This window comes from Prauserella shujinwangii, from assembly GCF_003001955.1.
Classification (GTDB): domain Bacteria; phylum Actinomycetota; class Actinomycetes; order Mycobacteriales; family Pseudonocardiaceae; genus Qaidamihabitans; species Qaidamihabitans shujinwangii.
The window spans coordinates 1-12,943 of sequence record NZ_PVNH01000013.1 but is presented as its reverse complement, the minus strand read 5'-3'; the positions used below and the strand labels follow the sequence as shown (position 1 = coordinate 12,943).

Annotated in this window: 21 protein-coding genes and 1 pseudogene; 16 read left to right on the top strand and 6 right to left on the bottom strand. The window is 68.9% G+C overall.

Annotated elements, in window-relative coordinates; translation table 11 throughout:
* Positions 1-11: 11 nt before the first annotated feature.
* Positions 12-470 (top strand): nuclear transport factor 2 family protein, encoded by a 459-nt coding sequence (locus B0I33_RS26905; protein ID WP_106181781.1) that lies wholly within the window; start codon positions 12-14, stop codon positions 468-470.
* 23 nt (positions 471-493) lie between these two features.
* On the opposite strand, the gene B0I33_RS26900 is transcribed toward B0I33_RS26905, so the two are convergent.
* The 3 genes from B0I33_RS26900 to B0I33_RS26890 all read right to left on the bottom strand — a co-directional run bounded on the left by B0I33_RS26900 (position 494) and on the right by B0I33_RS26890 (position 2,024).
* Positions 494-1,102: a VOC family protein gene (locus tag B0I33_RS26900; protein ID WP_106181779.1), complete on the bottom strand. Its 609-nt coding sequence runs from the start codon at positions 1,100-1,102 to the stop codon at positions 494-496.
* A gap of 78 nt (positions 1,103-1,180) precedes the next feature.
* Positions 1,181-1,591: a VOC family protein gene (locus B0I33_RS26895; RefSeq protein ID WP_106181777.1), complete on the bottom strand. Its 411-nt coding sequence runs from the start codon at positions 1,589-1,591 to the stop codon at positions 1,181-1,183.
* A 178-nt stretch (positions 1,592-1,769) separates the two neighbouring features.
* Entirely contained in the window at positions 1,770-2,024 is a 255-nt protein-coding gene (locus tag B0I33_RS26890; protein WP_106181776.1) for a hypothetical protein, read from the bottom strand.
* A 586-nt stretch (positions 2,025-2,610) separates the two neighbouring features.
* Here B0I33_RS26890 and B0I33_RS30090 point away from each other — a divergent pair.
* The 5 genes and pseudogenes from B0I33_RS30090 (at position 2,611) to B0I33_RS30595 (ending at position 5,087) form a co-directional block, all read left to right on the top strand.
* Complete coding sequence (locus B0I33_RS30090) at positions 2,611-2,751, top strand: hypothetical protein (RefSeq protein ID WP_181193479.1); 141 nt, start codon at positions 2,611-2,613, stop codon at positions 2,749-2,751.
* Positions 2,752-3,940: 1,189 nt separating this feature from the next.
* Positions 3,941-4,087 carry a hypothetical protein gene (locus B0I33_RS30085; protein ID WP_181193465.1) on the top strand — a complete coding sequence of 49 codons (147 nt, stop codon included), beginning with the start codon at positions 3,941-3,943 and terminating at the stop codon, positions 4,085-4,087.
* Positions 4,088-4,090: 3 nt separating this feature from the next.
* Positions 4,091-4,501 (top strand): type II toxin-antitoxin system VapC family toxin, encoded by a 411-nt coding sequence (locus B0I33_RS26875; RefSeq protein WP_106181772.1) that lies wholly within the window; start codon positions 4,091-4,093, stop codon positions 4,499-4,501.
* 22 nt (positions 4,502-4,523) lie between these two features.
* Positions 4,524-4,772 (top strand): annotated as a pseudogene (locus B0I33_RS30830) (phosphohydrolase); the annotation flags it as partial.
* A 114-nt stretch (positions 4,773-4,886) separates the two neighbouring features.
* Entirely contained in the window at positions 4,887-5,087 is a 201-nt protein-coding gene (locus B0I33_RS30595; RefSeq protein WP_245901116.1) for a hypothetical protein, read from the top strand.
* Here B0I33_RS30595 and B0I33_RS26865 read toward each other — a convergent pair.
* Positions 5,075-5,551: an NUDIX hydrolase gene (locus B0I33_RS26865; RefSeq protein ID WP_106181768.1), complete on the bottom strand. Its 477-nt coding sequence runs from the start codon at positions 5,549-5,551 to the stop codon at positions 5,075-5,077. The genes B0I33_RS30595 and B0I33_RS26865 overlap by 13 nt on opposite strands.
* 11 nt (positions 5,552-5,562) lie before the next feature.
* Positions 5,563-6,303 (bottom strand): helix-turn-helix domain-containing protein, encoded by a 741-nt coding sequence (locus B0I33_RS26860; RefSeq protein ID WP_106181767.1) that lies wholly within the window; start codon positions 6,301-6,303, stop codon positions 5,563-5,565.
* A gap of 155 nt (positions 6,304-6,458) precedes the next feature.
* On the opposite strand from B0I33_RS26860, the gene B0I33_RS26855 reads away from it, so the two are divergent.
* Positions 6,459-6,659, top strand: a complete 201-nt coding sequence (locus B0I33_RS26855; RefSeq protein ID WP_106181765.1) for a hypothetical protein — start codon at positions 6,459-6,461, stop codon at positions 6,657-6,659.
* On the opposite strand, the gene B0I33_RS26850 is transcribed toward B0I33_RS26855, so the two are convergent.
* A complete protein-coding gene (locus B0I33_RS26850) occupies positions 6,640-6,999 on the bottom strand; it encodes a GntR family transcriptional regulator (protein ID WP_245901114.1) in 360 nt (119 codons plus the stop codon). The genes B0I33_RS26855 and B0I33_RS26850 overlap by 20 nt on opposite strands.
* 115 nt (positions 7,000-7,114) lie before the next feature.
* Between B0I33_RS26850 and B0I33_RS26845 the strand changes: the two genes are divergently transcribed.
* From B0I33_RS26845 to B0I33_RS26805, 9 genes are all read left to right on the top strand, one after another.
* Positions 7,115-7,420: a hypothetical protein gene (locus B0I33_RS26845; RefSeq protein ID WP_106181761.1), complete on the top strand. Its 306-nt coding sequence runs from the start codon at positions 7,115-7,117 to the stop codon at positions 7,418-7,420.
* Complete coding sequence (locus B0I33_RS26840; protein WP_219927274.1) at positions 7,420-7,629, top strand: hypothetical protein; 210 nt, start codon at positions 7,420-7,422, stop codon at positions 7,627-7,629. The genes B0I33_RS26845 and B0I33_RS26840 overlap by 1 nt, the downstream gene beginning before the upstream one ends.
* Before the next feature lie 94 nt (positions 7,630-7,723).
* Positions 7,724-8,020: a hypothetical protein gene (locus B0I33_RS26835; RefSeq protein ID WP_106181759.1), complete on the top strand. Its 297-nt coding sequence runs from the start codon at positions 7,724-7,726 to the stop codon at positions 8,018-8,020.
* On the top strand, positions 8,017-8,460 hold the full coding sequence (locus B0I33_RS26830; protein ID WP_106181757.1) for an RRQRL motif-containing zinc-binding protein: 444 nt from the start codon (positions 8,017-8,019) through the stop codon (positions 8,458-8,460). The genes B0I33_RS26835 and B0I33_RS26830 overlap by 4 nt, the downstream gene beginning before the upstream one ends.
* Entirely contained in the window at positions 8,460-8,675 is a 216-nt protein-coding gene (locus B0I33_RS26825) for a hypothetical protein (RefSeq protein WP_106181755.1), read from the top strand. The genes B0I33_RS26830 and B0I33_RS26825 overlap by 1 nt, the downstream gene beginning before the upstream one ends.
* On the top strand, positions 8,675-8,902 hold the full coding sequence (locus tag B0I33_RS26820; RefSeq protein WP_106180830.1) for a hypothetical protein: 228 nt from the start codon (positions 8,675-8,677) through the stop codon (positions 8,900-8,902). The genes B0I33_RS26825 and B0I33_RS26820 overlap by 1 nt, the downstream gene beginning before the upstream one ends.
* On the top strand, positions 8,899-9,225 hold the full coding sequence (locus B0I33_RS26815) for a hypothetical protein (protein WP_106181753.1): 327 nt from the start codon (positions 8,899-8,901) through the stop codon (positions 9,223-9,225). Before B0I33_RS26820 ends, B0I33_RS26815 begins: the two co-directional genes overlap by 4 nt.
* Entirely contained in the window at positions 9,222-10,427 is a 1,206-nt protein-coding gene (locus B0I33_RS26810; RefSeq protein ID WP_106181751.1) for an ATP synthase subunit B family protein, read from the top strand. The genes B0I33_RS26815 and B0I33_RS26810 overlap by 4 nt, the downstream gene beginning before the upstream one ends.
* A complete protein-coding gene (locus B0I33_RS26805; RefSeq protein WP_106181749.1) occupies positions 10,424-12,640 on the top strand; it encodes an FtsK/SpoIIIE domain-containing protein in 2,217 nt (738 codons plus the stop codon). The genes B0I33_RS26810 and B0I33_RS26805 overlap by 4 nt, the downstream gene beginning before the upstream one ends.
* The last annotated feature ends 303 nt before the right edge of the window (positions 12,641-12,943 follow it).

The following is a 12,943-nucleotide window of genomic DNA, read 5'->3' as shown; positions in this document are numbered from 1 at the left end:
AGGGAGAACGGATGAGCCCGATCGACGTGCCACAGGTCCACGGGCGGCCTTCCTATGCTTCGGAGAAGCAGATCTGGCGCACCCTCTGCGCGTACTGCGACGCCATCGACAACGGCGACCTCGACGCGGTCGCGCGGCTCTGGGAACACGGGACGTGGCCGTTCGCGGAGGCGCCCGGGCCGGAACCGGCCCGCCGCTGGTTCGAAGACCACGTCATCCGGTACGACGGGAAAACACACACCAAGCACCAGTTGTCGAACGTCGTGATCGACGTCGACGACGACGCGGGAACCGCTGTTTTCTCCAGCTACGCCAGCATCTGGCAGGCGCTACCGGATTTCCCGCTGCAACCGATCATCTACACGCGATTCAACGGGACGTTCGAGCGTGTGGACGGACGGTGGTGGTGGAAGACGGCGGAGGTGCTACCGGACCTTCTGGGCGACACGAGCCGGCACGTCCGCGGGTGAGGGCCGGTCCGCGCCGCTGCGGCTCACCGGGACGCGGCCTCCCAGCCGAACCCGTCCGGGTCGGTGAAGGGCCCGGCATCGCTGGCGATGCCGAGCCGGTGTGATCCCGTGCCGTCGGCGGAGACACCGGCGACCTTGGCGAGGGCGCGGCGCCGGTTGAGGGTCAGCTTCACCGGGCCGGTGTCGAACTCGACGTACCTGCGGCCGAAGCTCTTCGCCACGGTGAAACCGCGGTCGACGTAGAACCGCTTGCTCGCGGCCACGTCCGCGACACCCAGCTGGAGCACGATCTCGTCGATCCGCCGGGTGGCGGGGCCGGTGTCCTTCTTCGCCGAGGACGCGATCGACCAGATGGTCCCGTCCGGGGCCTGTACGACGCCGCCGTAGCCCCAGAGCGACTTCGCGGCCGGCTTCAGCGCCGTGGCGCCCGCGGCGAGCGCGGCGTCGACGAGGCTGTTGACGGTGGCCGGCCGCGACACGACGAGCGACAGCGTGCACCCGCGGAAACCGGTCGTCGGTGCCTCCGCCTCCCGCAAGCGCACCCGGGCCCCGAGATCGAAGGCGGCGGTATAGAAGCGGTCGGCGGCCGCGGTGTCGGCCACCTCGATCGTCACGTACTCGATGGAAGCCATACCGGTCACGCTAGTGAGGGTCCGGGAGCCCGGACTTCTCGATTCCTGACCGATCGGCCTGCCGGTGCGCGGTGACGCTCAGCGGAGTTCCTGAACGCGGATCAGGTTTCCGGCGGGATCGCGGAAGGCGCAGTCCCGGATCCCGTACGGCTGCTCGATCGGCTCCTGCGCGACCTCCGCGCCGCGTGCCCGCACCCGCTCGAACGTGCCGTCGAGGTCGGCGGTGGCCAGGTGGATCCAGCCGTAGGTGCCCTTCGCCATCATCTCGGCGATGGTGCGGCGCTCGTCGTCGGTGATGCCGGGATCGGCGCCGGGCGGCCCGAGGAGGATGGACGTGGCGGGCTGGCCGGGCGGGCCGACCGTGATCCAGCGCATCTCGCCCTGCCCGACGTCGCTGCGAACCTCGAAGCCGAGGACGTCCCGCCAGAAGGCGAGGGACGCGTCCGGGTCATCGTGCGGCAGGAAGCTCGTGTGAATCCTGAGGTCCATGGCGCTTCAGGCTAACCACGCTCGGTGGCCGCCGCTTCTCGATTCCCGACCGCGACCGGCCAGTCCCGAGCGGGTGGGACGAGATCGGCCCCGTGGCCTCTCTGCGCTGGTCGCGGGGCCGGTCCGGCTGGTGTGGCGGGCGCGGGACGCGAACCCCGAAGGGGGACGCGGGTCGGCGTCAGCCGTCGCCGCTCGCGCTCGCCACAGTTCTCCAGGCCTGCCGGTCGGAGGCCAGCGTCCGCATCCCACCTTTGTCGTCGCCTATCCCGGCGCTGACCATCGCGGTGGCCCCGACCATCGCGGTAGCCGCGGCGTGCGCCAGCGTGGCGTGCACGAGAGCAAGCTCGCGCAGCTCACGCGCACGCTCACCGGTGAGGCCCGCGGCTTCGGCCAGGTAGTTCTCGGCGTGTCGATAGTGCTCTGGCCCCGTCATTCACCGTCTCCTGTCGTGGAAGGTCGCGCCAGCATACGGCGAGCACGCGGACGCCACCGTGCCGCGCCGCATCAGGAAAGCATTGTCCCGTGCCGTGTGAGTACCCGCTGACCTGCGAAGCAGCGTCGAACCGATCCCGGGCCGGGATACGTAGGGAACGACTCCCGCTCCGCCGGTCGGCGGTTTTTCCGCCCACCCGGCCAGGAATTCGTAGCGAACCCAAGTGCCATGCTCGGGGGCTTCGACCTGCATGGTTACGGCCCAGAGGCCGCACCTTGCCAAGCACCTGCCGGGACTGCCCCGAGACGGCTTCCCAGCGCCGCTCTCAACGTGCGACCGTCCCGCTGCGGGCGATTCAACCCCGGCCATGTCGCGCATGGCCGCGTAACGCCACCTGGGGTGGTCGCCTCAGCAGGTCGTGGCCGTACCTGAGCAGATGCCGCTCACGTGGGACACGCCGGAAAGGCGACATCGTGCGAAACCAGTGCGACACTGGCCACGGCAGTCCGATCGTTGGAGGTGCGTGATGACGGCTGGCGGAGCGGAGCATCAAGAGCGCCCCGGCCACCGCGGTGCACCGTTGTCGGTGGACGAGGTGGCCAGAGCGCAGGGTGTGCAGCCGAAGACCGTTGACGATCTGGCCTGCGACGAGGTCTTCGAGAGCGAAGAGGCACTGGCCGAGTTCCTCCAGTTCGTGCGTGACCAGCGCAACGCCAATCTGGTGTAGGACGTGGGATACGCCGTCCTTGACACCGACGCAGCTTCGCTGTCTTTCAAACAGCAGTTGCCGCCCAGGCTGCTCGCGGAGCTGACAGGAAGGCCGGTCTGCATCACGTCACTTTTGGCGAACTCAGCCAATGGGCGGTGATGCGTCAATGGGGCGTACAGAAGCGAGCAGTATTGCTCGATTGGCTCGAAGGCATCCCGGTATTGCCAGGCAGCAAGGAAGTGGCCGAAGTGTGTGGGGGGATATTCGCGAACTCCAAGGCGCGTGGCAGGCCACGCCCCCAGAACGACACGTGGATCGCGGCTTGCTGCATCATCTACGAGCTCCCACTCGCCACATTGAACATCAAGGACTTCACAGACTTCGCCGAACACGAGGAGCTTCGCATTGTTGGCCAAGGCACCGAATAGCGCGGCAGTCTCCGCAGACGGGAAGTGCGGCATTGTAACGATGTTGACGCTGCGTCCGTGGGCCAACGGCTTCGTCAGCCCACCCGGAACCGGTGGAAACACGCCCAAGCCGCCCAAGCCGTAGCGCAACAGCGCGGATGCGACCTCAGCGGTCGGCCGGGCCGGCAGCACGGCGAAGTGCCGCGGGCTCCGGCTGTGCCGCCGCGAGGGAGCGCGTCGAGCGTGCCCTGCAGGACTGGTGAGCGGCCCACGGAGCTGGGACGCCCAGGGGACAACCGGCCGTAGCGGGCCGGACGCGGCCGGATGAGACAAGATCGGCCCCGTGACCTGTTTCCGCTGGTCACGGGGCCGATCCGGCTGGTGTGGCGGGTGAGGGATTCGAACCCCCGAAGGCAGAGCCGTCTGATTTACAGAGCACCGGCCAAACCAGTGTTGACCTGCACTTTTATGGCCGTGGCCGTGCTTCTTGCCGCGCACTTGCCGCGACCGGCTCAAGATACGACCCCTCAGAGCCTCTCTCAGCCCATGAATGGCCTCCCCCAGACCCACACCGTCCAAGTCGCTCGTCGCCAGGCAGCGGCCGTCTGAGAGAGCCATCCCTGGAGGTCACAGCAGCGCAAGCACGCAGATGTCCCCCGCGTGGGACACTAGACACGCTGGAAAGCGACATGTCGCAAGACAAGTGCGACACTGGCCACGTTAGGCCGGAACAGTGGAGGTGCATGATGACTGCTGGCGGAGCAGAGCGTTCAGGCCGCCCCGGTCACTACGGTGCACCGTTGTCGGTGGATGAGGTGGCCAGAGCGCAGGGTGTGCAACCGAAGACCGTCGACGACCTGGTGTGCGACGAGGTCTTTGAGACCGACGAGGAGCTAGCCGAGTTTCTCAAGTTCGTGAGGGACCAGCGCAACGCCAACCTGGTGTAGATCGTGGAATACGTCGTCCTCGACACCGACGTTGCTTCGCTCTCCTTCAAGGGCCAATTGCCATCAGGATTGCTCGCCGAGCTGGCCGGAAAGCCGGTCTGTATTACGTTCGTCACCTTTGGTGAACTCACACAATGGGCGGTAATGCGCCAATGGGGAACACGAAACCGTGCGGCACTTTTGCACTGGCTTGAAAGTGTTCCAGTCATACCGGGCGGCAAAGAAGTGGCGGAGGTGTGGGGCGAGATATCTGCACATGCCAAGGTACGCGGCAGACCACGCCCCCAAAACGATACTTGGATCGCCGCATGTAGCATCATCTACGAGCTACCGCTCGCGACATTGAACATAAGGGATTTCGCGGATTTCGCCGAGCACGAGGGACTTCAACTTGTCTGCCAAAGTGCCGAATAGTGCGGAAGCATCCGCAGACGGGATGCGGAAAGCTGTGACAATGGTTGAGGATGCTTCAGCCCTCGCTAGGCGCCTCGTTGGTCCACTCGGCAGGCGATGGGAACATGTCCAAGCCGTAGCGCGGCGAGCCAACGACATTTCAGCCGCAGTAAGCGTTGAGGGCAGGCCGACACTGCTAACCGCTGCATGGCTACATGACATCGGCTATTCGCGAGAGATTGGGCATACGTGCTTCCATCCACTCGATGGTGCTCGTTATCTGAGAGCCAACGGCTGGCCAGCGCACATTGTCAGCCTCGTAGCGCACCATTCCGGCGCGCGCTTCGAAGCCGCCGAGCGTGGTTTGTCGGAGGAGCTTGCTGAATTCCCGTTTGAGAATGGCCCGGTGATGGACGCCCTGGTCACGGCCGACCTGACGACCGGACCCAGCGGTGAGCGGTTGACCTATGACGAGCGTATCGCGGAGATTTTGGAGCGCTACCCGCCTGACCACCCGGTGCATCGGACGTGGGTGAAGGCGGCGCCGATTCTGCGGGAGTGCGTGGAGCGCACGGAGGCGCGGCTACGGGGCGATCAGCCGAGGTAGGGCTGGGTGCGGCTGGTGTCGAGGGCGTGGTCGATGCGAAGGCGCATCGAGGGGTGGATGTTGAGGTGGTCCAGCTCGGCGGGGTCGACCCAGCGGGCGGCCTTGGTCTCGGTGCCGTCCTCGCGCGGCTGGCCGCCGACCCAGCGGCCGTGGAAGCACAAGGAGAACTGCTGGCGGACCTCGCCGTCGTCGTAGGCCATGACGTGGCCGGGGTTGGTGTAGGTGCCGACCAGGCCGGTGACCTCGATGTCGAGGCCGGTCTCTTCCTTGACCTCGCGCACGGCGGTGTCGGTGATGCGCTCGCCGGGGTCGTGGCCGCCGCCGGGCAGTGCCCAGAGGTCGTTGTCGACCTTGTGGATGAGCAGAAGGCGGCCCCGGTCGTCGCGGACGGCGACGGTGACCGAGGGGACGACGCTGTTGACGGCCGGGGCGTTGGGGTCGTCGAGGTAGTCGATACGAGCCATGTCCGCTGCTCCTAGCTGGGTTCAGGGGTCGCCTGCTCCCACACGCGGTCGAACGAGCGCATGTAGTGCTGCCACATCGACCCGGTGGGCAGGCGTTTGAGGTGCAGGACGGGGTTCTGGCCGGCCAGCGCGCCGTGTGCGTGGCCGTTGACCAGGAGGTCGTCGTCAAAGCGGTAGAGCGAGTTGTAGAGCACGGTGCCGTGCGTGCGGACCTCGACACCGTCGAGGCCGGTCACATCGGCGAGGTAGCGGCGCATGAGCTGGATGCGGCCTTCCAGACCCCCTGGGGTGCCCTCGTCGACGGCACGCTGGATCACCGCAGGCGCCGTCTCGTCGCCGACGAGGAGCCGGAATCGCACGCCTTCGGCCACCTTGCGCTGGATGATCGGTATGAGGTTGTACTGCTCGACCAGGAACGCGCCGGAGAACACCAGCACGTCCATCTGCTCTCGTACGCCGTTGATGAACCGTTCCCAGGTTGATCCGGGGATGGCCGAGCGCGCCGGGTACAGATAGACGAGTTCGGTCTCGCTGGCGCTGGCAGGTAGTTCGGCGCCCGGCGCGGGCCACAGGTCGGTTTCCTTGGTGCGCAGGAGCTTGGCGACCTCCTGTCGCGTGGTGCGGTGCGGCTTGCGGGTCTCGTTGCCGATCCAGCGCTCGACCGTCTTCGGGTCGACCCCGACCTTGACCGCCACATCTTCCACGGTCAAACCCGCCGCGATCATCGCGGTGCGCAGTCGATCATTCGCCATCGCTGTCAACCTGGGACGTTTCGGGGACGTTGTCCGGACGTTTTGGCTGGTCGAGACGTCTCCAGCCGTGTCGGCAAACGTGGTGTAAGCGTCCGCCGATTCGCGGTCTCCTTGAGCCATGCCAGCGGGAACCACCACTCACCGAGGAGGCAGCGATGTCGAAGAACAAGAACGTCCTTCCGATGCCGACCGGCTCCAGCGCCAAGCCGAAGATCATCGGCACGCTGGTCACGCTCGGACTGCTTGTGTTCGTCGTGAAGTACCCGGGCGAGGCGGCCGAGGCCGCCAAGGGCCTGCTGGGGATGTTCGAGACGGTCGTCGAGGGCATCGCGGGGTTCATCCGTCAGCTTGCCTAGCGCGCTGCTCGATGCCCTCGATGCGCTCCTGCAACGCGGTGACCGTAGCTCGCAGCTCGGCGAACCCGCGCCGGAGGTCGTCGAGTGTCTCGGGAGCCGCCTCTTGGGGCTGGGTGTCGTTAACGTACACCCCGACCGAGGCACGTGAGACGAGCCAGCCCTCGTCCTGCAAGACCCCGAGTGCCTTCTGCGTGGTGACCAGGGAGACACCTTCCTGCCGTGCCAACTCGCGGTTGCTCGGCAGCTTCTCCCCCGGCTTCATTCGCCCGGACCGGATGGCCTGCCGGATGTTCTCGGCGACGCGCTCGAAGGGCGCCATGCCCGTCCTCCTGCTTTCCACGCGGCGAGCATACCGCCCTTGACCAACCCTGACCTAGTTCACGCGGATGGCCTAACGACAAACTGACCGAGTCTGACCTATGTTAAACCATGTCAGACGAACAGAAAGGACCTCGATGAAGACCGGACAGATCACTGACCGTCAGGCCCGCGAAGTGGTGGACCTGGCGGTGGATGTGGACGTTTGCGCTGCTCAGGAGGTGGACGTGAGGTACGCGGAGCGGGATGAGATCGAGCGGTTGATTGAGGAGGTCGATCGGGAGATCGCTGCTGAGCAGCGCACGGCGTCGGTGCGGCTCTCGCACGAGTTCACCGATCAGCGCCGGGCGTGGCGCTCGGTGCGGCGGGCTGAGCGCGAGGCGCTGCGGTCGCTTCCGGCTCGGCTCGATGTGGCCGTCGTGGCGGAGAGCGAGGCCGCGTGATGGCCGCGCTGAACGTGCTGGCCGAGCTGGGCCAGCTGCACCTTTCGCGCCCGGCGCTGGATGCGTCGCCGGAGCAGGTGGCCCGCTGGTACGAGCGCAAGGCCACTGTGCTCGAGCACCTGGCCTCGCAGGGCAGCGACACCGCCGAGCTGGCCGAGGCCGCGCACCGGCGCGCCGAGGCGCTGGGGGTGGGCCGATGTGCCGCATGACCGTTTCTGACCCCGGCCCGGCGCATCCCGCCAAGAACGCCGCCGGACCGGGCTCCCCAACCACTCGCGTAACGAATCGAAGGGAAGGACACCGATGGTAAGCCCGGAGGATGCCCGCCCGTGGTGGCAGTACGAGCCTGCGAGCACGTGCGGCATTTGCGGCAGCGACGAGCACACCGATCCCTGGCACGACGAGTACTGGGACGGCGGCGCGGTTACCTGCACGCGGAAGGACCGGGCCGCTGATCCGGCGTTCGCCTACAGGTACTTGTCCTCGGCGGTGCGTGCCTACCTCGATGGCGAGTGCTCTGCCGAGTATGTGCGGCTGGTGCTGGACAAGCTGGACACCGCCGTCTACGCCCCGGGCACGAACGGGGGTGAGGGCCGGTGAACCCCCGCAACCGCAGGCAGTCGGTGGTCACCATTCACGACGGCCGGACGCACGTGGTGGCGCTGTGCCGGGGCTTCCGGGACGGGCTGCCGGTGTTCGGCTGGGGCGAGGCCCCGGCGACGCTGCTGACCCGCACCCAGTTGCGGGCGGCCGGGTTGCGGCCGAATGGGCAGGACCCTGTGGCGTTGCTGGTGTTTCGGCATCACCGCCCGTATGCGCGGGAGACGGTGGCCGAGCTGTTCTCCACCGAGCGGGCCGCGCCGCGCCGGGTACCCAGCCCGGCTCAGCGGCGGGCGCTGGCCTTCGCGCTGCGGGCGCGGCGGGTGTGTGTCGAATGCGCGCGCGAGAAGGACTACTGCGTGCCGACCTCCACCCGGCAGTGCTGGGACTGCTTCGAAGCCGAGGCCGCCGACGCCACGGACGCGCTGGAGGTGGCGTGATGGGCATCCGCGACAAGTTTCAGCAGTTCAAGCAGGACTGGGCCGCTTCGCGCGAGGCCCTGGAGGACAACATGCGCGCCGGTCAGCGCCGCCGTGAGCGGAGTCAGGCGCAGCGCCGTGGGGCCGGTGGGTGCGCGACCGAGGGCTGTGCCCGGCACGCAGCCAAGGACGGCTACTGCCTTCCTTGCTGGGCCGCGATCTTCGGGGGTGCGTGATGTCCACATTCGACGTTCTCGCCCGCTACGGCACAGCGGCGCTGCTGCGGTTCGCAGGTGCGGTGGTGCTGTTCCTGCTGCTGCACCTGGCACGGATCCCCCTCGTACTCGCCGCACGGGTGCTGGAGGTGGCCATGCGCCGTCTCGACGGCTACGCCACGCGGCAGGCCAGTCAGCCACCGCGTGGGCCGATCAACCACTACTTCGACCGGGAGGTGCCCGCATGACTGAGCAGGAACGCGCACGGCTTGAGGGCCAGGCGACCCGCACGGATCGGGTCGTGTCCTGGATCGGCTGGCACGTCGGTGAGCTGGTCGCGGTCGGGGTGCCGCTGTTGCTCGCGGCGACGGTGAGCGTGTGGCTGGCCGTCGTGTCGGTGCTGGCCGGTGCCGCGTGGGGTGTGCACGAGTTCCGGCACGCCCGTCAGCAGCGCGCGATCCGCGCCGAGACCGAGCAGCGGCGGCACCTGGCGGCCGCCGAGCAGACCAGCGACGACACCAACGGCACCGACGGCGGTGACGGCACGACCGGGACGGGGGCGAGCGCATGAGCACGTGGCGAGACGAGCGCCGCAAGGATCGCGCGGCGGAAGCGGAGCAGAAGCGCGCCGACCGGCTCGCCGCCGCCGAGGCGGAAGCAGTGCGGCTGGCCGCGCTGAGTGAGGCGAACCGGGCCGCGACCGAGCAGGCCCACGCCCACGAGCAGGCCCGCGAACAGGCCCGCCGAACTGCGAAGCAGCAGCGGGCACAGCGCCGCCGGGCGATGCTGGCGGGACTGCGGGCGTGGGCGGGGACGCATGCGGTGGACCTGCTGATCTATCCGCTGGCGCTGGTCAGTGCGGTGATGGCGGTTCCGGCGATGGCCGCCTATGGCCACGACGCCTACGGCGGCGCCACCGGCTACGTGCTGCCGGTGCTCTCGGAGCTGGGTATGTGGGCGTTCGCGGTGGCTGTGCAGGTCTCGCGGGCGAGGTTCCCGCAGCGGCCGGTGTGGGCGTTGCAGCTCGGGGTGTGGCTGTTCGCCGGGGTGGCGTTCGTGCTCAACTTCCTGCACGGCCTGACCACTCCCTCGGGCGGTGTGGACATCGCGGTGGTGATGGGGCTGGTGTCGGTGGCCGGGGTGCTGGCGCATCAGCTCATCACCGCCGGAGCCCGCCGCTCCCGCGCCGAGCGGGACGCCGCCCGGATCGACCGCCGGGCCGCGCGCAAGGTCGCAGCGGTGCGCAAGGCAGCGGTGCGGCAGGCCGTGGCCGAGATCGACCCCGACGGCACCGCGCGGCTGGTGTACGCGCCGGGCCGCTACGTCCTCGCCCGCCGCCAGCTCGGCCGCCGCCGGGAGTTGCAGGCCGCGATCGTGCCCGGCCTGCCCGTCGACCCGGTTGTCGACGGCGAGCTGGACGCGCTGGACCGGGAACTGGCCGCGCTGCTCGACGCCGACCACCCGACCACGCCCGGCACGACGATCGCCGAGGCGATCGACCACGCCGACCACGCCACCGACGAGGGGGGCGACTCGGGTGGTGTCGCCACCCTCGACCGGGGCGCTGACCAGCGAGAGTCGAGGGTCAACCGGGGCCTGATCGAGCCGCCCCCGGCGCGGTCGATGGAACAGCTCCGCGCCGAGCTGGCGACGGCGGTCGAGGCCGGTCGGGTCGATCCGACCTCGGCGGAGTCGATCCGTAAGGGGCTGCGCTGCTCCGCCGCGCGCGCCCGCCAGCTTCGCGACGAACACCGCACGGGGGAGGACCAGTGACCACCGAGCACGACAACGAGCACACCGGGGAAGAGCTGGCGCGAGTGCACTACCTGCCCACCCACGACGCCACCGACTCGGCCCGGCCGGTCGAGGCCGAGGTGGTCGAGGGCGAGCTGGTCACCGACGAGGAGTACCAGCGGCTGACCAGTCAGAAGGCGCAGGCCATCGCCCGCTATCAGGGCTACAAGCACGACCTGGTCGTCGTCGGGCGCCTCACCCGCCGGGTGGCCACGCACGAGCGCACCAGGGCGGTGCTGCGGCACGCGGTGGCCTACCCGGTGGCTGGGGTGGGGGTGGCGTGGCGCCGCTGGCGCGACACCCACGGCGCGGGCCGCTACGAGCGGCAGATGCGCGCGGCCGAAGCCGCCGGTGATGAGGAGAAGCTGCGGTACTGGCAGGAAGCCGACGTGGCGGAGAAGCAGCGCCGCCACGACCGCGTGATGGACTGGCTACGCGCCCCCGCGCAGTGGATCAAAGCCGCCGCGATCGGCGCGGCGGGGATGGCCGGGCTGCTGCTGGTGCTCGGCATCATCCTCGCCATCAACAGCGGCGAGCTGGCCGATGTGGTGGCGCCGATCAGCGGGGTGGTCCACGCGATCGCGTTCGTCGTGTGGTTCGTGGTCACCTACGGGGTGTTCCTGCTGCTCGGCGGCACCGCCGCCGGGATCGCCTACCTGTACTTCCAGGGGCGGCAGCACGCCGAGATGCCGTCGTGGCTGGCCAGCCGCGCCACGCCCGCCGAGGGCCGGGACACCGTCCCCGACGAGGGCGCCATCCTCGCGGCGCTGCGGGAACTGGGCTACGGGCCGCTGACACGGGCGTTCAAGGAGGGCTGGCAGCCGCGCTGGGTGTCGCCGACCACCCGGGTCGGTCGGGGTTATCACACGCAACTGCTGCTGCCCCGGCAGGTGCCGGTCGAGGAGATCGCCAAGCGCAAGGGCGTGCTGGCGCACAACCTGCTGCGCAAACCGATCGAGGTCTGGCCCACCGAACCGAAGGACCAGCCCGGGGTGCTCGACCTGTGGGTGGCCGACCAGGGCATCCTCACCGGCCCGGTCGACGCGTGGCCGCTGCTGCACGAAGGGTCCACGGACTACTTCACCGGCGTGCCGGTCGCGGTCGACGCCCGGGGCGAGCAGATCACCGGCAAGCTCATGGCCTGCAACTACCTGGTCGCCGGGATCATGGGCTCCGGCAAGTCCTCCCTGGTCATCTGCCTGCTGCTCGGCGCGATGCTCGACCCGCTGGTCGATATCGACGTGCACGTGCTGGCCTACAACGTCGACTACGACCCCATGAAACCGCGCCTGCGCACGCTGGTGAAGGGCGACGAGGAGGAGCACATCGAGGCCGCCATGGCCACCCTGCGCAACCTGGTCGGCGAGGTGTCCGAGCGGGGCCGCATCCTCGAAGAACTCGGCGGGGAGGAGGCCAAGCTCACCCGCGACATCGCCGAGCGCGACCCGCGCATGCGCCCCCGCGTCGTGGTCTTCGACGAGGTGCACGAGCTGTTCACGCACAAACAGCACGGCGAGGAGGCCAAGGAGCTGGCGCTGAAGGTGACCAAGAAGGCCCGCAAGACCGGGATCACGCTGCTGTGGGTCACCCCGGACGCCGACGCCAACAGCCTCCCGCGCGGCATCTCCAAGACCGCCTCCCACCGGGTCGCCTTCGCCATCAACGACCACCAGGGCAACGACGCCATCCTCGGCACCGGCATGCACAAGCGCGGCTACTCCGCCACCACCCTGGTCGCCGGGGAAGACGTCGGCACCGCCATGGCCGCCGGGTTCGCCAAGGTCCCGGGCCTGATCCGCTCGCACTACGTGCGCAAGGAGAAGGGCCTCGACGAGATCACCCCCGTGGTCGAGCGCGCCCTCGCGCTGCGGGACCAGGCCGGGATCACCGCCACCACGCCGAAGCTGCTCGACGCGGCCGAGGCCGACCCGCTGGCCGACATCGCCGCCGTGCTCGGCCAAGCACCCCGCATGAAGACCCGCGAGGTGCTGCAACACCTCGCCGAGCGCAACCCGGCCGTCTACCGGGACTGGACCCCGCAACGACTCACCGCCTACCTCGCCGAGCACAACGCCGCGCCCTACAAGACCGAAGGAGCGATGCAGGTCTCCGCCGCCCGCATCCGCGAAGCACTCACCGAACGTAACCACAACGACGACACCGACACCGACGACCACGACGACGAGGACTGAGGGAGACACCGCCACCGAGGGAGTTTTCCCCCACCCCCTCCCTCACCACTCCTCCCTCGCGATGAGCAGCCACAACAACCGCTGAGGGAGCCGAGGGAACCACCGCCACACCCACCTCGCCACCCCGCACACACCACACCCACACCAGCCGACGCGGCTCCCTCCCCACACCAGCCGCGACGGCACCCCCTACCCACCATCCGTTACACACCGTCACCACAGAGAGGGCTGTTCGATGGGCACCCGTATCACCGACGAGCGCCACCTGAACCGGCTGGTCACCTGTCACCACGAGGCCGGGCA